Origin of the sequence: Sulfitobacter geojensis, from assembly GCF_000622325.1 — a bacterium.
In the GTDB taxonomy this organism is placed as follows: Bacteria; Pseudomonadota; Alphaproteobacteria; order Rhodobacterales; family Rhodobacteraceae; genus Sulfitobacter; species Sulfitobacter geojensis.
The window spans coordinates 1220398-1242335 of the sequence record NZ_JASE01000005.1 but is presented as its reverse complement, the minus strand read 5'-3'; the positions used below and the strand labels follow the sequence as shown (position 1 = coordinate 1242335).

At 54.7% G+C, this 21938-nt stretch carries 23 protein-coding genes; 4 read left to right on the top strand and 19 right to left on the bottom strand.

All coding sequences use genetic code 11. The annotated features are described in order from the left end of the window. Window positions 1–300: 300 nt before the first annotated feature. From Z947_RS0108015 to Z947_RS0107990, 6 genes are read right to left on the bottom strand one after another with little or no spacing between them, the layout of a single operon-like run. A complete protein-coding gene (locus Z947_RS0108015) occupies window positions 301–1611 on the bottom strand; it encodes a TRAP transporter large permease (RefSeq protein WP_025043790.1) in 1311 nt (436 codons plus the stop codon). A gap of 9 nt (window positions 1612–1620) precedes the next feature. Further along, window positions 1621–2196 carry a TRAP transporter small permease subunit gene (locus Z947_RS0108010; protein WP_025043789.1) on the bottom strand — a complete coding sequence of 192 codons (576 nt, stop codon included), beginning with the start codon at window positions 2194–2196 and terminating at the stop codon, window positions 1621–1623. Further along, window positions 2196–3203: a TRAP transporter substrate-binding protein gene (locus tag Z947_RS0108005; RefSeq protein WP_025043788.1), complete on the bottom strand. Its 1008-nt coding sequence runs from the start codon at window positions 3201–3203 to the stop codon at window positions 2196–2198. Before Z947_RS0108005 ends, Z947_RS0108010 begins: the two co-directional genes overlap by 1 nt. A gap of 30 nt (window positions 3204–3233) precedes the next feature. Continuing rightward, a complete protein-coding gene (locus Z947_RS0108000; RefSeq protein WP_240477524.1) occupies window positions 3234–4730 on the bottom strand; it encodes an aldehyde dehydrogenase in 1497 nt (498 codons plus the stop codon). Window positions 4731–4740: 10 nt separating this feature from the next. Beyond that, a complete protein-coding gene (locus tag Z947_RS21490; RefSeq protein ID WP_025043786.1) occupies window positions 4741–5463 on the bottom strand; it encodes an SDR family NAD(P)-dependent oxidoreductase in 723 nt (240 codons plus the stop codon). Beyond that, a complete protein-coding gene (locus Z947_RS0107990) occupies window positions 5460–6632 on the bottom strand; it encodes an FAD-dependent oxidoreductase (RefSeq protein ID WP_052880607.1) in 1173 nt (390 codons plus the stop codon). Before Z947_RS0107990 ends, Z947_RS21490 begins: the two co-directional genes overlap by 4 nt. A 94-nt stretch (window positions 6633–6726) precedes the next feature. On the opposite strand from Z947_RS0107990, the gene Z947_RS0107985 reads away from it, so the two are divergent. Together Z947_RS0107985 and Z947_RS0107980 are read left to right on the top strand one after the other, a co-directional pair. After that, window positions 6727–7350: a cysteine hydrolase family protein gene (locus tag Z947_RS0107985; RefSeq protein WP_025043784.1), complete on the top strand. Its 624-nt coding sequence runs from the start codon at window positions 6727–6729 to the stop codon at window positions 7348–7350. Further along, window positions 7347–8129 (top strand): maleate cis-trans isomerase family protein, encoded by a 783-nt coding sequence (locus Z947_RS0107980; RefSeq protein ID WP_025043783.1) that lies wholly within the window; start codon window positions 7347–7349, stop codon window positions 8127–8129. Before Z947_RS0107985 ends, Z947_RS0107980 begins: the two co-directional genes overlap by 4 nt. Here the strand turns inward: Z947_RS0107980 and leuD are convergent, their stop codons facing one another. Genes leuD through Z947_RS0107965 form a run of 3 tightly spaced genes read right to left on the bottom strand, consistent with a single transcriptional unit; the run spans window position 8130 to window position 11304 of the window. Beyond that, window positions 8130–8747 (bottom strand): 3-isopropylmalate dehydratase small subunit, encoded by a 618-nt coding sequence (leuD, locus tag Z947_RS0107975; protein WP_025043782.1) that lies wholly within the window; start codon window positions 8745–8747, stop codon window positions 8130–8132. It lies immediately after the preceding gene. Next, window positions 8744–10138: a 3-isopropylmalate dehydratase large subunit gene (locus Z947_RS0107970; RefSeq protein ID WP_205623826.1), complete on the bottom strand. Its 1395-nt coding sequence runs from the start codon at window positions 10136–10138 to the stop codon at window positions 8744–8746. Before Z947_RS0107970 ends, leuD begins: the two co-directional genes overlap by 4 nt. Continuing rightward, window positions 10138–11304 (bottom strand): CaiB/BaiF CoA transferase family protein, encoded by a 1167-nt coding sequence (locus tag Z947_RS0107965; RefSeq protein ID WP_037938796.1) that lies wholly within the window; start codon window positions 11302–11304, stop codon window positions 10138–10140. Before Z947_RS0107965 ends, Z947_RS0107970 begins: the two co-directional genes overlap by 1 nt. Before the next feature lie 88 nt (window positions 11305–11392). Here Z947_RS0107965 and Z947_RS0107960 point away from each other — a divergent pair, with 88 nt between their 5' ends. Then, entirely contained in the window at window positions 11393–12322 is a 930-nt protein-coding gene (locus Z947_RS0107960) for a hydroxymethylglutaryl-CoA lyase (RefSeq protein WP_025043779.1), read from the top strand. Between the two features lie 2 nt (window positions 12323–12324). Further along, window positions 12325–13122: a GntR family transcriptional regulator gene (locus Z947_RS0107955; RefSeq protein WP_025043778.1), complete on the top strand. Its 798-nt coding sequence runs from the start codon at window positions 12325–12327 to the stop codon at window positions 13120–13122. A 160-nt stretch (window positions 13123–13282) separates the two neighbouring features. Here Z947_RS0107955 and Z947_RS0107950 read toward each other — a convergent pair whose 3' ends face one another. The 10 genes from Z947_RS0107950 to Z947_RS0107910 all read right to left on the bottom strand — a co-directional run bounded on the left by Z947_RS0107950 (window position 13283) and on the right by Z947_RS0107910 (window position 21878). Beyond that, window positions 13283–14650: an MmgE/PrpD family protein gene (locus tag Z947_RS0107950; protein WP_025043777.1), complete on the bottom strand. Its 1368-nt coding sequence runs from the start codon at window positions 14648–14650 to the stop codon at window positions 13283–13285. After that, window positions 14647–15582, bottom strand: a complete 936-nt coding sequence (locus tag Z947_RS0107945; protein ID WP_162171870.1) for a VOC family protein — start codon at window positions 15580–15582, stop codon at window positions 14647–14649. The genes Z947_RS0107950 and Z947_RS0107945 overlap by 4 nt, the downstream gene beginning before the upstream one ends. Continuing rightward, window positions 15521–16327: a MetQ/NlpA family ABC transporter substrate-binding protein gene (locus Z947_RS0107940; RefSeq protein WP_025043775.1), complete on the bottom strand. Its 807-nt coding sequence runs from the start codon at window positions 16325–16327 to the stop codon at window positions 15521–15523. Before Z947_RS0107940 ends, Z947_RS0107945 begins: the two co-directional genes overlap by 62 nt. A 29-nt stretch (window positions 16328–16356) precedes the next feature. Continuing rightward, window positions 16357–16956 carry a methionine ABC transporter permease gene (locus tag Z947_RS20895; RefSeq protein ID WP_081781202.1) on the bottom strand — a complete coding sequence of 200 codons (600 nt, stop codon included), beginning with the start codon at window positions 16954–16956 and terminating at the stop codon, window positions 16357–16359. A 73-nt stretch (window positions 16957–17029) separates the two neighbouring features. Beyond that, entirely contained in the window at window positions 17030–17830 is an 801-nt protein-coding gene (locus Z947_RS20890; RefSeq protein ID WP_205623825.1) for a methionine ABC transporter ATP-binding protein, read from the bottom strand. Further along, entirely contained in the window at window positions 17827–18495 is a 669-nt protein-coding gene (locus tag Z947_RS0107930) for an isochorismatase family protein (protein WP_052880605.1), read from the bottom strand. Before Z947_RS0107930 ends, Z947_RS20890 begins: the two co-directional genes overlap by 4 nt. Next, window positions 18492–19430: a polysaccharide deacetylase family protein gene (locus tag Z947_RS0107925; RefSeq protein WP_025043773.1), complete on the bottom strand. Its 939-nt coding sequence runs from the start codon at window positions 19428–19430 to the stop codon at window positions 18492–18494. Before Z947_RS0107925 ends, Z947_RS0107930 begins: the two co-directional genes overlap by 4 nt. Beyond that, the gene (locus tag Z947_RS0107920; RefSeq protein ID WP_025043772.1) at window positions 19427–20296 is read right to left on the bottom strand and encodes a polysaccharide deacetylase family protein; all 870 of its coding nucleotides are present in this window, start codon (window positions 20294–20296) and stop codon (window positions 19427–19429) included. Before Z947_RS0107920 ends, Z947_RS0107925 begins: the two co-directional genes overlap by 4 nt. Further along, on the bottom strand, window positions 20293–20970 hold the full coding sequence (locus tag Z947_RS0107915; protein WP_025043771.1) for a GntR family transcriptional regulator: 678 nt from the start codon (window positions 20968–20970) through the stop codon (window positions 20293–20295). Before Z947_RS0107915 ends, Z947_RS0107920 begins: the two co-directional genes overlap by 4 nt. Next, a complete protein-coding gene (locus tag Z947_RS0107910) occupies window positions 20967–21878 on the bottom strand; it encodes a hydroxymethylglutaryl-CoA lyase (protein ID WP_025043770.1) in 912 nt (303 codons plus the stop codon). Before Z947_RS0107910 ends, Z947_RS0107915 begins: the two co-directional genes overlap by 4 nt. Between the last annotated feature and the right edge of the window lie 60 nt (window positions 21879–21938).

Here is a 21938-nt window from a genome sequence, read left to right as displayed (position 1 = left end):
ACCCAACTCTGGGCACGATGACACGGACACGTGGGTGGGCATCTTGGTCGAATTCTCGAACAGCCATCGGTAGAAGGCGGGCTCGTAATGATATGCAATGTCTGCAATCCGCGCCGGAAGCGTGAAGCCATTATGTGCTGTTTGACCTAAGCGACGGCCAAAGTTGCCGACGTCCCGACGCGCATACCCAAACCTTGGCCTTGCACTATTAGCAGGACAAGGCCAGTTCTTCACCATCTGATGATCTTTGCGAAATTGGGTCAATTCTATCGGCACGCCGTACGGCACATTCAACCCAATTTACATCCACCCAAGCGTACGCGGCAACCAAAGGCTCAAGCCGGGGATCAAGACCAACACGATCAAGCGTAGCAAATCTCCTATGACAAACGGCACAACGCCCTTGAATATCTGGCGCATGGTCAGGTTATCGGCCATCGCGTGTATGACAAAGACGTTGATCCCGATCGGAGGAGTGATCATTCCCAGTTCAATCACCACGATATTGACGACACCCCACCATATGGGATCGTACCCCATGTTGATAATCAACGGATACACAAATGGAAGCGTCAGAACCATTGCAGCGATCGTGTCGAAAATTGCCCCCATAAGGATATAAAACAGCAGCAGACAGAAGATCACGACAAGAGAAGGCAACCCCAATCCTTCGATCCATGACACTGCTGCCGCAGGCAGGCCGCTCAGTGTTGCAAAGTAGGAAAAGATCGACGCCCCGATAATAATAACAAAGATCAGTCCCGTATTTGATGCAGTATCTCCGAGACAGCCCAGAAACGTCCGCACATTCAGGCGCTTCCGGAACAGGGCAAGGCAAAGTGCAATCGTAGCCCCGACGGATGCTGCCTCGGTTACTGTAAAGATACCGCTATAGATGCCACCGGAGACTGCAAAGGCGAGCAACATCACAGCCCAATTCTGCTTCGTTACCATCCAGCGCTCGGACCAATTAGAACGCTGCCCCGCAGGTGCTGCGTCAGGATTGATTTTCACGGCCACGGCCACTGCGCCGAAATAGAATACGACCGCTAAAAGTCCTGGAATTATCGCTGCGAGAAACAAAGTGATAATAGAGTTCTCGGTCAGGATCGCATAGAGGATCATCACTACACTTGGGGGAACGATCATGCCAAGTGTGCCACCTGATGCGATAGCCCCCGCAGCCAACCCGGGCGAATACCCACGTGCCAGCATTTGTGGCAAAGCGATCCGGACCATTGTCGCAGCAGTCGCAACTGATGAGCCGCAGATCGCACCAAAACCGGCGCATGCGCCTATGGTCGCGAAAATCAAACCGCCCTTGCGGTGTCCCAGAAAGCTGTAGGCAAGACGATAGAGTTCACTGGACAACCCGCCCGCATGGGCAAGGTTTCCCATTAAAAGAAACATCGCGACCACCGCGAGCCCTTCTGAGGCCAAAGCAGACGAAGGTTCCGTCCCCAACAAAGACAGCGCAGGGCCGAACCCGATGATAAAGCCTGTACCAACGACACCAACCACACCCATGGCGATCCCAATTGGCACCTGTAACAAGATCAAGGCAAACATTGCTAAAAGGCCAAGTGAGCCGACAAGAAATGGATCAGTCATTGGGTAATCCTAAATGGCTTCCGCACTTTCGCGGGAATTGAGTGTCGAATGTGCAGGCTTGATGCCCTTGAACGCAGCTTTGGTCCAAATTGCGGTGACGTAGATTTGTACCGGCACACAGAAGGACATGATGATCGTTGCAACCCACCACCAAGGAGCAAGCAGCATTTCGACCGTACGTGTGGTGCGCGCGGCGGCAGTATAATTCTCCCCGAGGACGATAAACTGCCAGACAAGAAGCCCGAAAAACACAAGTGTCACAAACGCGGCCAGTGCTTCGAACCACATTGACACCCGCGGCCCGACCACCTTTTCCAATACACGGATAGTCACGTTGCTTTGACGCAGCAGACCGGCGGGAAAACAGCTTGCAATGACGATCGGATACACCAACTCACCGTAGTCATTGAAACCAGACACACGAGGCAAGCCAAGATAACGCGCGCTACCGTCGTAGAAGGTGAGGATGGCCACAATGACAAGCCCGCAAAACCCGGCCACAGCGATCGACTGGGTAAGTTTGTCGAGCTTACGGGCAAGCGCGATGCTGCCCGTATACTCCACCTTTTCGCTGGCCGCCTGCATTAGTTGCCAGCCCGGATTTCAGCAAGGATGTCCACAGCTGCATCATAGACCACGCTACCGTTAGGGGTGCGCTCAATCCACCAATCGTGAACCGCTTTGGATCGCTCCTCGTACGCCTTAAGGTCACTTTCCGAAATTTCGGTTCTGTTCAGCGCCCCCTCAGCCGTTACCTTTTCAATGATAGCTGCGCCGGCATCGGTATAAGCGCCGGCACCCATGTTCGCGAAAGCCTCGCCACCATGGGCAGACATTGCTGCCTGGGTCTGCGCAGGAAGAGAATTCCATTTGCCTTCGTTCATGAGAAACAGAAACGGAATTGCGCCTGTTGGCACCTCAAAGGACTGCTCGACCAGTGGAAAGGACTTGAATGTCGCCATACCGGTCCAGCCTTGAATGACACCCTCGACAGTACCCCGGCTGAGGGCTTCGTTATACTCCGATGATGACAACGTCTGGGGGGCTGCGCCAAATTCCTCAAGCCAACGGGCTTGGATCGGTCCTGCCGAACGGATCTTCAGGTCCTTCAGCCCGTCCAGCGTTTCGATCTGCTTTTTCATGAACAGCGTGTTGGGCTCTGTCGAGAAAAAGCCGACAACATGCACGCCGTCAAAGCCCGTCAACAAACCGGCTTCATAGAGTTTCCATCCGGTTGTCGATGCTTCGTGGGCGTTTCGGAACAGGAATGGCAATTCGAAAAGGCCCATTTCCGGAAACTGGCCAGCTGTATAGCTAGGCAAGATCCAGGCCGCATCTGCGACACCGTTTTGAACAAGCTCAAACTGTTTAAACGGGCTTTTTCCCAATGTGCCGCCCCAGAACCCGCGCATCGCGATCTGATCACCAAGATCGGCCGCAACGGCGTCCATCCACGGTTCGATTACTTTGGATACGCCGGTCGCTTTTTCAGAGGTAAAGCTGGCCACCTTGATCGTATCCTGCGCCATCGCCGACATCGTCAAAAGACCTAGAGCTGCGACACTGGTTGCGAGATTTTTTATCAGTTTCATTCTTATTTTCCCTGTTGTTGAAGTTTCGTTTCAATCTAATCCGCCAAGTTTTCTAAGAACCGGCGCGGTCTTTGGAATGGTGACGGTCTTCTCTTCGGTGTAGAATGCTTCGCATGACGCGCCGCCTTCGCGCCCGACGCCGGAATCGCCATACCCCCCGAAAGGCGCGCGCAATTCGCGCATCATCGGCGTATTCACCCACAATACCCCTGCTCGCAGGCCCTCAGTCATTTCCATGACCGTGGGCAGGTGGTCCGACCAGACGTAAGCCACCAGCCCGAACTTGGTGTCGTTGGCCATGGCGACAGCTTCTTGAGTGCTGTCAAAGGGCAAGATGGTAGCGAACGGGCCGAATATTTCTTCTTGGGCGACAGTATCCGAATTCGAAGTGGCGCAGACTGCGGTGGGCGAAATGAAATATCCCTCCCCCATATCTTCCCGACGGCTGCCCCCGGTTAACAGTTTGCCACCTTCGTTTTTGGTAATATTGGCAAAGTCCAGAACGCGGTTCATGTGCGGCAGTGACGCCAGCGGGCCAAGCTCGGTCTCATCTGCAGTCGGATCTCCCACTTTCAATTTTGCGGCCCGCTCGACAAAGCGCTCACAAAACTCCGCGTGGATGCTCCGCTCTACCAGAATGCGGGAACCGGCCAAACATTGCTGACCGTTATTCGAAAAAATCCCCAGTAAGGCCCCGTCTAGCGCACGTTCAAAGTCCGCCGTCGCGGTAATGATGTTCGCTGACTTGCCACCCAGTTCCATTGTACAAGGCACAAGGTTCCGACCTGCGGCCGACATGATCGAACGGCCGGTTTCCGTGCCACCCGTGAAGCTGATCAAGTCCACATCAGGGTGTTCTACAAGTGCCGACCCTGTGACCGTGCCGCGGCCATTCACAAGATTAAGTACGCCTTCGGGCAAGACGTCTTGCAACAATTCAACCAATCTCATCAATGCGAGCGGTGTCTGCTCGGACGGTTTCAACACACAGGTGTTGCCGAAGGCCAAAGCCGACGCAATTTTCATAGACGCCAGCGCAACCGGCGCATTCCACGGCGCAATCAGTGCCGCGACACCGACCGGATCACGGGTAACGGTCGTCATATACCCTTCGGTTTGATCGAACCGCTGACCGCTGCTTTGGCTGATGTATTCGGCAAAGAACCCGAAATTATGGGCGGCGCGCGCCATATGGCGCTGGCGCAACTCACGCAGCAACAATCCTGTTGCAACGCACTCAAGTCGCGCCAGTTCGTCTGCGTGATCAAGGATTGTCTGCTGGCAGCGTCGCAGAACGTCGACCCGTTTCGCCACAGACAACCGCGACCAAGGTCCGGTATCGAAGGCTTGGCGCGCCATTTTTACCGCGGCATCAACCGATGCTGCATCATCTTCCACAAGCGACGAAACTTGTTGGCCGGTTGCAGGATAAAATACGGGCATTTCGATACCGCCGCCCAAAGAGCGTTTTCCGCCAACAAATCCGTGCGCTACAGAGGGGGGGGCAATAGGTAAGTGGAAAGTCACGATTTGATCCTCATGTCATGAAAGCTCCGCCATTCACATGAAGTGTCTGGCCGTTTACATAGGCGGCATCCTGCGACAACAGGAACAAGATGGGTCCAACGATATCAGCGGGTGTTGCAATACGGCCCATCGGGTTCGACGCCCCGTAGGCTTTCGTATCAAAACGAGGCAATTCAACCGGGGTGCCGCGGTGCGATCCACCGTACAAAAACTCCGTATCCACCGCCGAAGGTGCCACGCAATTGACCCGAATTCGCGGGGCCAGCTCCAGCGCGAGCTGTCGGGTCAATGCAGAGATGCCAGCCTTGGCCACAGCGTATGGGCCGTAACCGGCCCGCGCGAAATGCCCTAGACCGGAACCAACATTCACAAATGACCCGCCGTCTTTGAGACGGGGAGCCATCACAACGGCGGCGCGATGTGCGGTTGTTAAATTGCCGTCGATCAGGTGATGCCAGTCGTCGGCTGGCGCATCAACGACTGGTTGGGACTTGCCCATAAAGCCCGCCAAATTCACGAAACCGTCGGTGGGCTCACCATCAAGGGCATGCTCCAACGCACCATTGCCGGACGCATCAAAGCCGGTCACATGCACCCCTTCAGGCGCATGCCATTTTGTTAATGTTGAAAACAGATCGACAACCTCAACCCGCCAGCCTCGCGTTACGGCGGTTCCCACCAAGGCACGGCCGATGCCACCTGCCCCGCCAAGAATAGTAAGGGTCCGCGTCACGTGATCGCCTCGGCGCGCTTCAGACCGGTAAACATCGAAGATCGCATTAGGAAAGCTCGGGCGGCATCTCGATCCGCGACGGTTTGCTGCAACTCTCGCAAATAGGCTTTACGCTCTGCCGGATCCTTGACGGCCATCCGTTTGCGGTTCGCATCGGCCTGTGCAAGGATCTCTTCGGCTGCGATCGGACGGCGTTGACGTGTATAAAGATCAAGCAAATCATCCGGCGCACCATCCAGAACCGCGACCAATTTTTCGGACAGATTGAACGCGTCGTGAATGCCGCCATTCATCCCCATACCGCCTTTGGGGCTATTAAGGTGAGCCGCATCACCGGCAAGCAGCAAACGCCCTTTTCGATAATCGGACACGATGCGACGATGCACGCGATAAATCCGCTTTTCTTCTACCTCAATCTCTGGTGCATCAGGAATAATTGCGCGGGTCTTGGCGATAATGGACCTGTCGGTCAATGCATCTTCGGGAGTTTCATCTGCGCCGGGGTGCAGCGAGATGCGCCACAAATCAGGCAAGCGCAAAAGGGAATAGGTACCCTCATTATGCCAGACGTAGTTCACCCCAGACAAACCAGAAAGGTAATTTTCAAACGGCAACTTTGTCGTCGCCAACACGGTACTCTCAGGATAGGTTTGCCCTTCTAACGACACACCCATTGCGTTGCGCACCAAACTGCGCGCACCATCGCAACCGATGACGTAATCAGCTGAAATCCGTTCGCCACCGACCTCAACCCAAGCAGATCCATTGGCATCCTGACCAACAGCAGAAACCGGCGTGGAAAATGAAACGGTTCCGGAAGGCAGGCGGCGCAACAACGCCTCCGACAAGCGGGCCTGACGGCATTGAAGCCGATACGGGTGATCCGTTTCATCCGCCAGGACATTCAGGTCGAACTCAACAAGATCACCATCTTCATGTTGGCGAATTTGCCAAGTTGGCGTGATCCGCCCCTGTGCAACAAGCTCTGCAGTGATGCCGGATTCTTTAAACATATCAAGGGTCGGCGGATGGAACGTAGAGGCGCGCAGTTGGTCGGAAATTGCGTCGTCCGCTTCGAATACGTGAACGCTTACTCCCAAGCCGATCAAGCGCCACGCCATCGTTAGACCAACCGGTCCGGCCCCTATTATCACTACGGAATTCGTCATACCACTATGCATGTAACTTGTCGCAATCTTATTGACATAAGGATATACTATTATATCTTTTAAGCGCATGTCAAGAAAGAGTATTGAGGGGAAAATGAAGAAATTTACTTTGAGGCCCGCACGAACTGCGCTGCTGATTGTCGACTTGCAGAACGATTTTCTGCATCCCGAAGGTGCCTATGCGCGCGGCGGTCAAAAGGACGCCGCTATCGCAGCACTTCCAGAGCGGATCGCCCCCTTGGCGGACGCTCTGAGACGCAAAGGCGGCTGGGTTGTTTCGACCCAATTTACGCTTGTACCAGGGCGAGGCGGGGAGCCACTGATTTCACCCCACCTCAAAGAACTACGCCCCTTCCTGCGCAAAGGCGACTTCCAACCCGGTGCGTGGGGACATCAATTGGTAGATGAATTGCAGCCTGCTGATTTAACCATCGAAAAGGTCGCTTATTCGGCATTTTACATGACGCGTATGGAATGGGCCCTTCGAAAGGTCGGTATCGAATCTTTGATCGTGGGCGGCATCGTCACGAATGGCGGTGTGGCGTCGACCGTGCGCGATGCACATGTGCGTGATTTGAACACCTGCGTGTTAAGTGACGGATGCGCGGCCTTTAGTGCCCAAACCCACAATTCCGCGATCGCGGACCTTGGTACAGTATCACCCGTGATGACCTGCGCGCAGGCACTCCAAAGCATCCAAGAGGCAGATGAAACATGAGCCAGTCAGATTACGGTGCCGGCGGCATCATCGGGATGTTGACACCCCAAGCCAATACAACTGTTGAGCCGGAGTTCTGGGCCTTAATGCCTGCCGATTGGTCGATGCTTAACGCACGATTGACGAGCGATAAGTCCACGATTGAAGAGCGCCTTGTTGATTACACCACGCGCTTTGTCCACACCGCTGAAGACTTTGCCAACGCGCCAGTTGATGTCATTGGCATCGGATGCACCGGTGCCTCCTACCTGATTGGGCGTGACAAAGAACAAGAGCTGATGGCCGAGATTTCGGAACGTCACAACAAGCGCTGTTATACAGCGGCCGCTGCGACAATCCTTGCCTTGAATGCCGTATCGGCCAAGAAGATTGCATTACTGTCCCCCTACCCCGACAGCTTGAATGAAAAATGCGTCCCCTACTGGGAAAGCTTCGGGTTCGAGGTGGTTAAGGTCACCGGACCAAAACTGGTGGAAAGCAAATTCCACCCTATCTATGCGATGACCGGTGCGGCAACACTCGCCTCAATGGACGCGCTTAAGGATACGGATTGCGACGCGATTGTCATGCTTGGGACGGGCATGCCAACCCTGTTGCCGTTGATCGCACGCGCCGGATGGAGCGGACCTGTTCCGATTTCCTGCAACCTTGCGCTCGCATGGGCCTGTGTTGAACCGCAGCGAGGTCGCCAATTGGATGCATCAACCTTGGCCGAATGGGTTTCTGCGGAGGAATGGGGTCCGCGATTCAAAGCGCTTTTCCCGGCGGCCGCAGACTGACTATGAATACAACCAAGGCCGTCGCGCACGGTCTTGGTTGAAAAAACCATCGATTTCTTTGCGAAAAACAAGGGTTTCGTCAATCGGGGAAACCCCGTTCAGCAACATGCGACGGGGATTATCCGCGATCTCAAACGGGATTTCCCTACCATCAAATCCGATTGTTTTTTGCTCGAGCCGAATGGCAACGTGATGCGCTGCAGGGTCCACTTCTACCCACTGAGCCATCGCACGAACCTGATCGCGCGGTAGCGCGATTGGCAAGATCCCGTTTGCAATGCAATTTGCCTGAAAAATCGATGCAAAGCTTTCGGCGACAACCGCGCGAATACCGAAGTCTTTCAGCGCCCAGACTGCATGCTCGCGTGACGATCCACAACCGGCGTTCGCGCCGAACAACAATATCGTCGCCTTTGTAAAAGGCGCTTGGTTCAGAATGAAGTCGGGGTTCGGGTCGCGCTGCGTATCGAGATATCGCTGATTGGCAAACAACCCATCTGCCAAGCCTTTCTTGGAAACGCGCTTCATCTCTCGCGATGGAATGATCGCGTCCGTGTTGATGTTGTCGTCCATCATCGGGGCCACGATACCGCTGTGGTCGATCCAAGGAGTGTTCATGAGGGGAACTTTCGCAGATCAGCGATTTCGCCACAGATCGCGCTCCAGGCTACGGTTTCCGGACTGGTGATATGCGTGCGCACACCTGGTCCCTGCCGGCCTTCAAAGCTGCGATTGGTTGAGGAAACGACGCGGGACTTGGGAGCAAAGGTTTCTCCTCCCGCATAAAAACACATCGCGCAGCCCGCTTCCTGCCATTCGAACCCAGCCGCCTTGAAAATCAGGTCCAGCCCCTCTGCCTCGGCAGCCAATTTGACCGCCGTTGATCCGGGCACGCAAATGCCCCGCACACCTGCTGCCAGTTTCCGCCCCTTCAGGATATTCGCTGCACGTTGCAAATCGCTTAACCGGCTATTTGTACAGGACCCTATGAAAGCACCGTCAATGGGCATCCCCAACAACGGTGCACCCGCAGTCAGGCCCATATAATCAATCGCTCGAAGAAGGTCAGGCTGGTCAGATTCAGGCGTGGGAAGGTCGGCATCAATAGCGATAGACTGATCCGCACTTGTTCCCCAACTTACGGTTGGACTGATGGAGCTCACATCAATGGTAAGGTCTAAGTCGAATTTTGCGTCCCTATCAGAGGCCAGTGTCTTCCAATGTGCAACTGCCGCATCTTGGTCTGCCGGTCGGGGTGCATTTGCTCGCCCAGCGACATATTCAATTGTCTTCTCGTCAGGCGCAATAATTACGGTAAAGGCACCGAACTCGACCCCCATATTACAAAGGGTAAGACGTTCTTCGATCGACAAGTCAGCGACTGCTGGTCCGGCAAATTCAATAACGTGGTCTTTACCAAAACCGGCCCCGAATTTGGCAATCAAATGCAGGATTATATCCTTAGGACCAATCCATTCCGGACGTTGCCCAGTCAGCGAAAAACGTATCTGGCCATACTGTGGCAACCGCAACGTCCCGGTCGCAAGGGCATGCTCGCATTCAGTTGAGCCGATCCCCCACGCCAACGCGCCTAGTGCCCCAAGCGTGCAAGTATGGCTATCGGGACAAACCATTGTAATGCCAGGTAACGCGATGCCTTGTTCGGGTGCGATAACGTGCACAATTCCTTGCCTGCTGTCATCGACGTCAAATAACCCCAGTCCAAGCGTCTTGGTTGTTCGCCGCATTTCGTCAACGAACACCTGTCCGCCAGGCATGCGGGTGGTAGATGGACGTCCCGGCGCGGTATCAACAATATGGTCGATGGTCGAAAAGACAGCCTCCGGGCGCAGAAGTTCTCGCCCGTCATCAAGCATATTTGACAACGCGATAGATCCGGTTCGCTCGTGCAGCATGATCCGGTCGATCGCGATCAAGTGGGCACCATCCTCAAGCTTTGAAACTACGTGCAAATCCCGGATTTTTTCGAACAAAGTGCGGGGCATCATTATCCTATGACATCGCTTTCACGCATTTCGGCCATCTCTTCTATCGAAAAGCCCAATTGCTCAAGGACTTGTGCCGTGTCTTGTCCCGCCGCTGGCAAATCACGTCGCAGCGCGGCACGTTTGCCGTCCAATGCCATAGGAAGGCGAGGCAGCTGCACCTGCTCACCGGTATCTGGCAAGGTCAGCGTTTCCAGCCCCTCCGCCATGAGGTGCGGGTCGCTCAACAGATCCTGCGGCTTGCGGATGGGGGCGTAGGGCAGTCCTGCGGTCTCCAGTTTTGCCTCCAGCTCGGCAATCGGCTTGCCGCCGAACAATGCTTGCAAACGCGGGATGATATCGCCGCGAAGTTCAACCCGCTCCGAATTGGTGCGGTATCCCTCAGCATCTCGCCAGTCACTCAGGCCAAAGGTATCGCAAAAGGTCTCCCACTGACCATCACTTACGACACCAACGAAAATTTGGCCATCTGCGCAGTCAAACACATCGTAGACAGCCCATGCCGACACCCTTTCGGGCATGGGGGGTGCCGGCGTACCGGTAACGGCATGCTGTGCAATGTGCTGTCCAACCATGAACGCTGTTGTTTCATAGAGCGACGCAGCCACATGCGCCCCTGATCCGGTTTCGGTGCGCCGGAACAACGCAGCAAGTATTCCGATCACCCCGAACATGGCCCCGCTGATATCAATAACCGATGCACCCGCACGCAGCGGGCGACCTGTCGGACCTGTCATATAGGCCAAGCCGCCCATCATCTGGGCTACTTCATCCAGCGCGGTCCGGTCCTGGTAAGGCCCTGAAAGAAAACCTTTGGAAGATTGATAAATCAATTTTGGGTTTAACTTTTCAATGTCGGCGCGCCCAAGGCCGATCTTATCAAGCGCACCGTTACGGAAATTTTCGATCATGACATCAGCGTTAACAAGCAGCTTACGAATAACCGCCTGCCCTTCAGCGCTTTTCAAATCAACGCAGATGCTTTTCTTGTTGCGATTGAACATCGCAAAGTACCCTGCACCGGACCCTTTGAGTTTACGGGTTTTATCCCCGCCAAGCGGTTCGATTTTGATGACTTCGGCACCCAGATCCGCCAAAATCATCCCCGCTGTTGGCCCCATCACCATGTGGGAAAACTCGATAACTGTAATATTTTTTAGTGCGTCCATCACTTCACCGCTTATCATTTTGACGGTAATGATATATAAACATACCAATAAGTCAAATGAAGAATAGTTCCCAGAGATCGGAGACAAAATGATCCTAGTCAGTGAAGTGGGTCCACGCGATGGCGTACAAAGTCTGGATGCAGTACTGCCGTTGGAGTTGAAGAAGCGCTGGATCGCGGCCGAAGCCGCGGCAGGCGTTCGTGAAATTGAGGTCGGTTCCTTTGTAAACTACAAGATGTTGCCACAGATGGCGGATACTGCCGAACTGGTGGCTTTCGCGCGCGGCCTACCGGATCTGAACGTCGCAGTTCTGGTGCCCAATCTGCGCGGCGCACAAGCCGCAATTGCCGCGGGAGCGCATAAAATTTCGATACCTGTCTCGGCAAGCGAAACCCACTCATTGCGGAACGTGAACCGGTCCCACTCTCAGATGCTGGATGAGGTGAGCAGCATCCGAGGAGAAATTGACGCATTGCCCGAAGCTGATCGTCCCTATTTCGAAGCAGGTATCGCAACCGCTTTCGGCTGTACGATCGAAGGTAATGTGCCGGAAAGTACCATCGTTCGCTTGGCTGAGGAACTAATTGCGGCAGGTGCCCAAGAAATTGGGTTATCCGATACAACCGGATATGCCGACCCCGCAATGATCCGGTCTCGCATTAAAGCTGTCCATCGCGCTGTTGGATCCGACCGTCTGACCGGCGTTCATTTACACAATACGCGCGGACTTGGGTTAGCCAACGCCTTGGCGGCGCTGGATTGCGGCATGACTACACTCGATTCGTCTCTTGGTGGTCTTGGCGGTTGCCCCTATGCTCCCGGAGCGAGCGGAAATATTGTGACAGAGGACCTCGTCTTCATGCTAGAGAGAATGGGCTATGATACGGGCGTGGATCTGGAGAAACTCCTGAAAGTACGGGAAACCTTGGAGCGGGACTTGGCAGACGGGCCAATTTTCGGCTTCCTTGCGGAAGCTGGCCTACCATTGGGTTGGGCAAAAACAAAGGGACGAAAATAAATATGGTAGACAGCCGGGCAGAGTTTCAGATTGATGCGTTAGATGCAGACAATCCGACACCGCTTTATTATCAGATCTACCTAATTTACCGTCAGAAAATCCTGACCGGTGCGTTAGAAAACGGTGCCCGGCTGCCTAGCGAAGAAGAGCTGTCCGAAGCATATGGTGTTTCACGGATCACTGCAAAACGCAGCATGAACGAACTTGCGACGCGCGGATTGGTCAGCCGCACGCGCGGGCGCGGAACGATTGTCAGCCATGTGAACACTGCTCCCTCATTGGCCAGCGATTTCTCGGGTTTTGTCGAAGACTTGATCGCGATCGGGACGACGACAACAGTTGATGTTCTGTCCTTCGATTATGTTCAACCGCCTGACCAGATCGCCCAGCAATTGAACCTTGCACCGGGCGCTTTAACCCAACGGGCAGAACGGCGTCGGCTACGCGAAGGTGTACCGTTCTCGCATATGACTACGCATCTTCCCGAAGGCATCGGCCGCACATTTGAACGCAGTGATTTGAGTGCTAAACCGATCCTGCGTTTGATTGAGGAAGCCGGTCACTCCATCGCAGAGGCAACCCAGTCGATCTCCGCAGAACCGGCCCATCCGATTGTCGCTCAAGCGTTAGAGGTTCCAATCGGATCCGCACTTTTGAAAGTCACGCGGGTCGTGCTGAACCAAGAAGCTGTCCCTGTGCAACATATCGAGGTGCTGTATCGCCCGGACATGTACCATCTCGAAATGCACCTGCGCCGTTCTCCAAGCGAACAGGGCCATATGAAATGGTTCTCCCTGTAAGCTTGGATGGTTCACGACCGACCAAACCGATCTAAAGAAAACCGTTGTCAGTATTGCCAGATGTGGTGCGTAAGGTGCTGCGCCCCCCGCGCACATCTCAGCGAAACGCCGGCGCAAGGGGGAAATTCATTGGAGAACTGAATGGTGTCACAAAGACCGGTCAGCGCTGCACTACCATAAGGTCGTTGATGTTAATTAGTTCTGGTAACGACTGGAGTTTTGCAAAGAGTTCGACGGCAAGTATGTCCTCCAAACGCCCGAACCGGCTGCAATCCATAAACTTTGCCTCAAGCTGTTCTGACGTCAAAGGTAAGTCGGTATGGCCTGTTGCACGGCGCACTTTCTCCGTTTGAACTTCTGTACAGTCGTTAAACACAACCGTTGTCATGTCGTATGGTGCTGGAATGGTATAGTCTGGATCATATTCATTCACGGCGTCTACTTCGACTTTTGCAATCAAAGTCCGCAGCAAAGGGTCGGCCAACGTCTCATCCGAAAGAGTAGCCAGCGATACCGTCCCAAATCGAAGCGCTGCAGCACAAGCATAGGCAAGCGAGAACTTCGCCTCTGATGCGCTGTTGGGATCGGGATTATTCATCAGCATTGCATATTTTTCAGAAACCCTTGGCCTGATTGCTTTGATCGCATCCAGGTCAAAATCACCCCGACCGGACAGACCCAAAATACCGTCAATGATCCTCTGTGAGGCGCCAATGGTTGGATATTTTTTGATGTTCAAGCCAGATTTTCCGATATGCCAAAACGTTCCAAACTTTGCCTTGCGTGTCAGATCGGCATTTCGGTCCGGCGAAAGCGCGGCCAACAGCCCTTTTGGCCCTTCGATCGCGGTCGGGCTGGCAGTCATCCCACTCTGCGCGAGGAAGCAGCACCGCATTCCCGCCTCTGCCGCGCGGCCGGCATGATAGGGTTTGGTCATTGAGCCAAAGTTTTCCATAACACCGCCGCCATAAGATGTAGCAAGACCAAGTGCATGGCTGGTTTCGGTTGCACTTAGCCCCAAAAGCGACGCGACCGCAGCAGCCGCCCCCAAAGGACCAAAGGTTGCCGTGGGATGCCAGCCTTTGGAATGGAGATGATCTGGTTCGCGCGCCATTACTTCTGCCCAAACCTCGTATCCCGCAACATAGGCTGTGATCATCGCGGGGCCGTCAGCGCCGACAATCTGCGCCGCGGCCAGAATGGCCGGCACCATGATCGAACTGGGGTGGTTGGCAAAGGCGTAATCGTCATAGTCGAGTGCATGGGCCGCAACAGCATCCAATAGCGCCGAATGTTCGGCCTGATACTCGGACGCGCCCAACAATGCGCGAGTCACCACCGGCCCTCCGGGCGTTGTTGTCTGCGCCAGATATTTTTCTGTGGCGTACGTAACGGATTCTACCCGTCCGGCCAGCAATGCCGCAATCGTATCCGTAAAACCTAAAGTCGCCACGCGCACAGCATCTTGCGGCAGGTCGTCAAAGGTGAGCGTGGAGACAAAGGCGGCAGCATCTGCTTGTAGGGTCATGTTCGGGGTCCAATCGGATCAAGGAGAAGTCGAATGCCATAGGCATCCATCATGTCGATACGCAAAGTATCACCAAGAAAATCAACCGAGAAATCGCGGTCACGAGCCGCGCGCTCGATCTCTTTCAGGTTCATTGCTGTCAGGTGTAAATCAGAGCAAAACGGAACGGCCGGCCATTTCTCCCGCGGCAAATCGCCTGGACCGATACCAATATGGGCATGACCTAAATTTACTGCGTTTCCGCAAGATACGCCGCCAGCCAAAACCATCCGTTTGGACATGGCAGCCGTTGCTTCTTCAGGGCAGAAAATGTGAAAACCCCGCATAATGTCCGCCCCGTTCTTGTGATTGAGAACAGCGTCATCTCTCATGATCTCGGGCGTTAGGTGCTGGGTCCAACACAACAATGCTTCGTCAGCCGGATCATAGTCTGCAACAAAGAAAGAAAAACGCGCAATTCCATCAACACCGGAGCGCACGACCGGACGAGCCCAGTCCATGACGTCGCTCAGTGGCAGGCCGGTTATCGCGCGCGCGCAGTCACGGGCGTCTGTCACTCCAAAGGCGACGATGTGCAGCCCAAAGTGTTTTTCCTGAGCACGCGACATCAGATGCGATCCGCGTGGTCCGGTAATTTCCTGTAACTCGATATATCCTTCGCGCAGCATGATCGAACATTGCTCTGAACCGGCGGGCTCGCCCTCACCGTTCAAATGTGCAGCGCGTGGAGTTAACGTAAAACCCAGAGCCGCAAAATCACCCGCGGCCTTTTCAAGGTTGGGTACCAGCAACCCGACATGATCAAGCGTGACCTCTTGGTCGCGCTGCTGGTTCATGGATGCACCTGACGTGTCAGCCAAACCCATTTGTTTACTGCCAATGATCAGGCGTAGAGAACCCGATTGTTTTTGGATCACTTTCCACAAACGCACGGAATGCGTCTGACTTATAAGCTTCAACCAGCGCTTCGGCCCATTCGGAATTTGCATTGGCGTCACGGCCCACGACAGTGATCTGATATTGAAGGGCAGGTTTTTCCAACGAAAAGCTTTGGGACAACAGGTTTCCCGAAGAGATTACGTGATTACCAAGTGCTGCCGCAACATCGACGTCCGCCATTGCGCGCATGATCTGCGGCGCATCAAGGGGGACAATTTCCAGATTTTTGGGATTGTCGGCAATGTCATTTTCGGTGGCCCGTGTCGGTTCGACCCCCTCCTTGACGGTAATCAAATCAAGCTCCTGCAAAAACGCCAAGGCACGGCCCAGATTTGTCGGATCGTTGGGGACCGCAATCGACATCCCTTCCTCGATTCCCTCGACCGAAGTAACCTTGTTGGAATACAACCCCAGAGGCGCAGAAGGGATATGCAAGTAGGCGACCAAGTCCCCTTTGTATTGCTCGTTGAACTGGTTCATCCAACCATCATTTTGAAAAACATTCGCATCCAGATCGCCGTCAATTAGCGCGGTGTTGGGTTGGATTGCATTCGAAAATTCGATGCTTTCTACCGCAAAACCTTTTTCTTCCAGAATTGGACGGATACCCCGTTCAAACTGGTCCGCATAAGGACCGGGGAAGAACCCCATTCGAATGGTTTTGTCCTGTGCCAGGGCAATTCCTGAACTCAGGACGAGTGTGGCGCTTGCCAGTGCCGCTGCAATAAGTGTCTTCATGACTGAACTCCCTTTTGAAGATGGACCTGTTATCTTTTATCAACGGCGCGGGCGGCCCAAGTACCCAACCATTGCGTTAGTTGAACAAGAATAAACATGACGATGACGCACCAGATCATCACCTCGGTTTCGAAACGGTAATACCCGTACCGGATTGCAAGATCTCCGATGCCCCCAGCGCCGATTGCACCGGCAACGGCTGAATAGGCGATAAAGCTAATCGCGGTCACGGTTAGACTGGACACAAGCGCCGGCATCGCTTCCGGCAACAGGACAAGACGCACAATCTGGCGGTGTGAGGCACCTCCGGCGATTGCGGCGTCGACAACGCCGCGTGGTACTTCGCGCAGGGATTGTTCGACCAGTCGTGCAAAGAATGGAATGGCCGCAACAGAAAGCCCGACAGCCGCGGCCCGCGGCCCGATTGACGTTCCCACCAAAAGCCGTGTGACCGGAATTAGGACCACCAACAAAATAATGAAGGGAAACGAGCGCAGAACATTCACAGCATAACCAAGCGTTTCGTTTAGCCAGCGACGTTCCTTTAGCCCGCCGCGACCCGTGATATACAGCAGCAGACCAAGGGGCCCCCCAACCACGATGGCGACAACCATGGTAATACCAACCATCAACAGGGTTTCCCAAATCGACTTTTTTAACAGTGGGCCATATTCAACAAGAGCATCAATCACAGGCTACACCTCACGCGCTGTCGTCGGGCAAAACGGTGTCGTCCGTCCAACCCTTCGCTGTTTCAAGAAAGAACTGCCCCAAGGGCGTTTCCGGTTTCGGCTCGGCCATATCGACCCATTCTCGGATCTCGCCTTCCTGCATGATTGCGCAGCGATTACAGATGTAACTGGCCACTTTGATGTCATGGGTGACGATCACGATTGTCGTGCCCTTTTCCTCGTTCAACCGCTTCAAAAACCGCAAGATTGACAAGGACGTATGCGGATCAAGTGCACTTGTCGCTTCGTCACACAGTAGAACCTCAGGCTCGTTCACCAGAGCTCGTGCAATCGCGACACGTTGCCTTTGCCCGCCGGATAGTTGGGCAGGGTACGCATGCGCTTTGTCTTCCAACCCCACCACGGCCAACGCTTCTTCTGCACGTGACCGCCGCTCCTTTTTGCCCACACCGGCAACCCGCAGTGCAAAAGCTACATTTTCAAGGGCGGTATTATGGCTCAGCAGATTGAACTGTTGAAAAATCATCCCGATCTTGCGCCGCTGCGCACGCAAAGCGCCAGTTTGCAGATCGGTCAGGTTTGCACCGGCAACCTGAACCTCACCCGTTGTTGGGGTTTCAAGTAAGTTCATCAACCGCAGTAGCGTAGATTTCCCTGCGCCGGAAAACCCGAGCAATCCGACAATCTCTCCTGATGCGATTGTCAAATTAGTGGGTCGCAAGGCGTCAACCGGACCGGCCGAGGTTTGGAACCGCTTTGACGCGCCACGGATCGATATTGCGGTTGGGCTTTGTGTTGAGCCATCCATCATGATGCCGCCCACACGGCTTCAAGATCCGCCATCAGTTCAGATTGGGTAATCACATCGCCATATTTGGTACCCATATCGAACAAGGATAATTCGTGCAGCAAAGCGGAACGGTCACAGACGCATTCCTTGACAACGATCATGCGGAACCCGTGCGCCATGCCATCCACAACCGTTGCCCTGACGCAGCCGGATGTTGACGTGCCACAGACCAACAGGGTGTCGATGCCCTGAGAAGTCAACATTTCGGACAGACCCGTTCCATAGAAGGCAGATGCCGCCTCCTTTTCGATCACAGCGTCCTGATCGAAAGGCGCAACAAGCTCCTCAACTTCGACTTCTTGTTGTCCGGCGGTATTATCTTTCAACCCCGGCAGTTTCTCCAACCAAAGCACCTCGTCATGCCGCTCGGGTTGGTATGACACTACGGTATAGATGGTCGGTATGTCGTGTTGCCGCGTCCGGTCAAGCAACTGTGCAGTGGCGTTTACCGCATCCAACCCCGTGGCCGCGCGTCCGCGGGTATATATGTGTTGAAAGTCGACAATCAGAACAGCGGCCTTCTGTCCCAGACCCAGCTTGATCGAGCGGATCTTCTGGCCCTCGTACATCGCGCGAATTTCTTCCAATGCCGCACTGGTATCGGGAGTAGGATTGTTGGTGGTCATGGTGTTTGTCCTTCCAAACGGATGTCACAAAGAAGTTTGCTTGGCGTTGCAGAATAAGCCTCCTGGAGGGAGCCGAGTGCCATCAAAGCACGTTCGATACCGGCAATTCGGAAAGGTTGGCCCGACAAAAACGGGCGCATATGCCAAAGCATGACGCGGGCGGATTTGCGCCCGTCGATGGCCAGCTGACGCCCCGCCGCTTCGATACGCTCTGCGTAGCTTTCCGGTGTAATGCCGCGTGGCGCAGCAAACGCGAAACCGTCGTCAAGATCCGCCATTTGCGGCAACGCAGTCAGTCGACCGTGTGGAACCGTCATCGCAAAGGGTTGTTCGTCGCTACACCAATCAAGGGTATAGTTGTATCCGGCTTCGGCCAGCAACGCAGGCGTACGACGGGACTCGCCGTACTCGATCCCGTGCCATCCTGTTGGATTGATCTGCAAAGCAAGCAAACGATCTTTGGCTTCAGCGATATAGGCGCGTTCTTGATCTATCGTCATGGCGTCATGGATTGGGCGATTAACACTTAGCCCGTGTGCAACCCATTCGGCACGTCCCTGCGCCACATCCCGCCCAATCTGCGCCACCAAATCCGGCCGACGTTCGGCGGTCAGCACATCCATTGCAGCGCCATACGAAAGTCCCGCTTGTAAGATGGCATGCCTTAGACGCGGCCACCCAGCCCTAAGGCCGTAATCTCGCTGACCAATCCGCGCGATGTTCGGATCGGGGCGCAACCCGACGCCACCTGCCATCCAATTGGGCTGCGGCCAGTCTGGTGGCAACTTATCTTCGTGGGTTTCAAAGCTGATGACAGGACAAATACCCAAGGCCTTACCATTGGCGAACTCCATAGCTGTACGAAAAGGAAGCGGGTCCCAACCGTGATGATCGTGATCAGGGCGCCCCTTTTGCAATTGACCGGAACCGCTCATTGGTTTGCCTCCCATGCGGTACGGGCAGCGGCGGCAATCTCACCGCCCTGAGCGAACCAGACATCTTCACAGTTGCAAATATGATCCAAAATGCGCCGCAACGCGTTAATCGTGTGGGGCTGTCCGATCAGATAGGTATGCAGCGGCAGGCAGTACACTTTGCCACCTTCTTTGCGTAGCCGCTCGAACTGGGCAATGTTACTTTGAACAAGAAATTCTGCATCGAAATGCCCCTCAAGCGCGGGTCCGTCGTTTGTTTCATAGGCATACGGCATCGACATCAGCTGCCCTGCCGGCGTCTTGATCGGAGCCGGCACATCGTCATGCACCCAATCCGCGTGATAGGTAAAACCCGATGCCGCAATCAGATCCATTGTTTGCGCGCTATTGGTGACGCAAGGCCCAAGCAGCCCGCGAATTCTTTGTCCCGTGTGCTTTTGCGCCAGAGACAGCGTAAGATCGATTTCAACCTGCTCCTCCTGCGGTGTTCCGGAGCCAAGGTAGCGGGTGTTGTAAACCCCGTGGCTCATCACCTCCCAATCACGCTCCTTCACCAGTGCCGCGATTTCGGGACAATGTTCGAAAATTGCCAAATTGGTCGATGCCGTGACCCGCACCGGGTATTCGTCCAAGGCTTCCGTCATCCGCCAGACTCCGACGCGGTTGCCATAATCGCGCCAGGACCCTTGCATGATATCAGGGTGTTTGATCCGTGAGAACTGATCCCTAAAATCGTAGCGCTCTGGCAAATATTCATAAAATTCTAGGTTTGGCACAATCCAGACGGCAACCCGTTTTCCATTTGGCCAATCAATCGGCGCGACGGGCTCCGGTGAGATCCGATCTTGCGTGATCCAATCCATCATTTGATCTCCTTATCTTCAGGCTTCAGTGCGACAAGGCTCGCCTTGGCCGCCAGCACATGAGAGCGCATAACACTTTCGGCCCAATCCGGCTGTCCGGCTTCAATCGCATCCACCAGTTCGGCATGATGATTGGCGCTGCGGATCATCGCGCGGTCGGAGTAGCTGCGGTAGGTGCGGGCAACGATGCCAACATCCACGACCGCCCCCATGATGACCTGCAACCGGGGCGAGCGTGTGAGCCCGTAAAGCGTGCGGTGAAACTCCTCGTTGAGGTCGCTCAGCGTTTCGAATTCCGCCTCCTTTCGCGGTGGCGTCAGCGCGGTCATCTGATCAGAAAGACTCCGCAACAGCCCAATTTCATCAGGTCGGGCATTTATTGTCGCTTCGCGCACCGCATAACTCTCGATGCGTGCCCGAATATCAAAAACGAGCATCACCTCATCGAGCGCGAAATTCACAACTCGCGTGCTATAGCCCTCGCCGCGCTCGACAAAGCCCTCAGAAATCAGCCGGCTGATCGCTTCGCGGACAGGCGTGCGACTAATCTCAAGCCGCTTGGCGATTGCTGCCTCTGTCAAACGCTCACCTGCGTCCAGTGCCCCACTCAAGATACCTTTGCGCAAAGAGCGATACGCAACTTCGACGGCGCTTTGACGATCTTGCTTTCCACTCATGTTGCGACCCTTTCTAGGGCAGGAAAACCACCCGCACGTAAAACCAGTCCCGGTGCCTGAATGTTCAGCGCCCCCTCAAGCCATTCGGCAGCTTTGATCGCTCGATCCAGGTCGACCCCTGTTGAAATTCCGGAACGCTCAAGCATGTAAATCAAATCTTCGGTCGCGATATTACCTGTCGCGCGGGGCGCGAACGGGCACCCCCCTACGCCACCAAGGCTCGCTTCAAAAATGCTCACGCCCTGCTCAAGCCCCGCGAATACATTCGCGTATCCTGTATTGCGCGTATTGTGCAAATGCAGGCGCAGAGGCTTGTCTGGCGCGAAAGCCTGAACCGCCTTGATCCGGTCACGAATATCGCGAGGCACAGCAACGCCGATCGTATCGGCCAGCGATAACTCGTCCGGCAAAGCATCTCCAATCTCGCTCAGGACGGCCTCGAGCCGGGCACGCGTCACTTCACCCTCGAAAGGGCAGCCGAAGGCGGCAGCAAATGTCACGCAGCTACGCATCCCCGCAGGCATCGCGCTGTATATCTCTCTCCACAAAGCAACACATGCCGCCGTATCGCGCCCCTGATTGCGCAGGCTGAAGGTATCGGACAATACAATAACAAAGTTTACCTCACTGCACCCCGCCGCACAGGCACGCTCAAAACCCACTTTACTCAACACCAAACCGATAGCGTCAGCACGCAGCTCTGCCGGCAAATCGCGAACCAATTGGTCCGTGCCAGCCATCTGCGGCACCTTGGTCGCGCTCACAAAGCTACCAACCTCGAAGCGACACAAACCGGCTTCCCGCGCACGCTCAATCAGGCGCACGCGCTGAGTGAGCCCAAGAATCTTTGGCTCATTCTGTATACCATCTCGGGCAGAAACTTCGACGATTTCAGCGAATTCAGGCAATTTTCGATAAGTCCTTGCTATATTTGTATGCCAAACTGTATATCAGAAAGTGAAGAACGC

Excerpts from the sequence above, each read along its gene's own strand:
- Z947_RS0107920 (WP_025043772.1), bottom strand. The coding sequence starts at position 20,296 with ATGATGGATTGGATCACGCAAGATCGGATCTCACCGGAGCCCGTCGCG.
- Z947_RS0108015 (WP_025043790.1), bottom strand. The coding sequence starts at position 1,611 with ATGACTGATCCATTTCTTGTCGGCTCACTTGGCCTTTTAGCAATGTTT.
- Z947_RS0107955 (WP_025043778.1), top strand. The coding sequence starts at position 12,325 with ATGGTAGACAGCCGGGCAGAGTTTCAGATTGATGCGTTAGATGCAGAC.
- Z947_RS0107990 (WP_052880607.1), bottom strand. The coding sequence starts at position 6,632 with ATGACGAATTCCGTAGTGATAATAGGGGCCGGACCGGTTGGTCTAACG.
- Z947_RS0107930 (WP_052880605.1), bottom strand. The coding sequence starts at position 18,495 with ATGACCACCAACAATCCTACTCCCGATACCAGTGCGGCATTGGAAGAA.
- Z947_RS0107965 (WP_037938796.1), bottom strand. The coding sequence starts at position 11,304 with ATGGACGCACTAAAAAATATTACAGTTATCGAGTTTTCCCACATGGTG.
- Z947_RS0107985 (WP_025043784.1), top strand. The coding sequence starts at position 6,727 with ATGAAGAAATTTACTTTGAGGCCCGCACGAACTGCGCTGCTGATTGTC.
- Z947_RS0107970 (WP_205623826.1), bottom strand. The coding sequence starts at position 10,138 with ATGATGCCCCGCACTTTGTTCGAAAAAATCCGGGATTTGCACGTAGTT.
- Z947_RS20890 (WP_205623825.1), bottom strand. The coding sequence starts at position 17,830 with ATGATGGATGGCTCAACACAAAGCCCAACCGCAATATCGATCCGTGGC.
- Z947_RS0107980 (WP_025043783.1), top strand. The coding sequence starts at position 7,347 with ATGAGCCAGTCAGATTACGGTGCCGGCGGCATCATCGGGATGTTGACA.
- Z947_RS0108005 (WP_025043788.1), bottom strand. The coding sequence starts at position 3,203 with ATGAAACTGATAAAAAATCTCGCAACCAGTGTCGCAGCTCTAGGTCTT.
- Z947_RS20895 (WP_081781202.1), bottom strand. The coding sequence starts at position 16,956 with ATGGTTGGTATTACCATGGTTGTCGCCATCGTGGTTGGGGGGCCCCTT.
- Z947_RS0107925 (WP_025043773.1), bottom strand. The coding sequence starts at position 19,430 with ATGAGCGGTTCCGGTCAATTGCAAAAGGGGCGCCCTGATCACGATCAT.
- Z947_RS0107915 (WP_025043771.1), bottom strand. The coding sequence starts at position 20,970 with ATGAGTGGAAAGCAAGATCGTCAAAGCGCCGTCGAAGTTGCGTATCGC.
- Z947_RS0107950 (WP_025043777.1), bottom strand. The coding sequence starts at position 14,650 with ATGACCCTACAAGCAGATGCTGCCGCCTTTGTCTCCACGCTCACCTTT.
- leuD (WP_025043782.1), bottom strand. The coding sequence starts at position 8,747 with ATGAACACTCCTTGGATCGACCACAGCGGTATCGTGGCCCCGATGATG.
- Z947_RS0107940 (WP_025043775.1), bottom strand. The coding sequence starts at position 16,327 with ATGAAGACACTTATTGCAGCGGCACTGGCAAGCGCCACACTCGTCCTG.
- Z947_RS0107960 (WP_025043779.1), top strand. The coding sequence starts at position 11,393 with ATGATCCTAGTCAGTGAAGTGGGTCCACGCGATGGCGTACAAAGTCTG.
- Z947_RS0108010 (WP_025043789.1), bottom strand. The coding sequence starts at position 2,196 with ATGCAGGCGGCCAGCGAAAAGGTGGAGTATACGGGCAGCATCGCGCTT.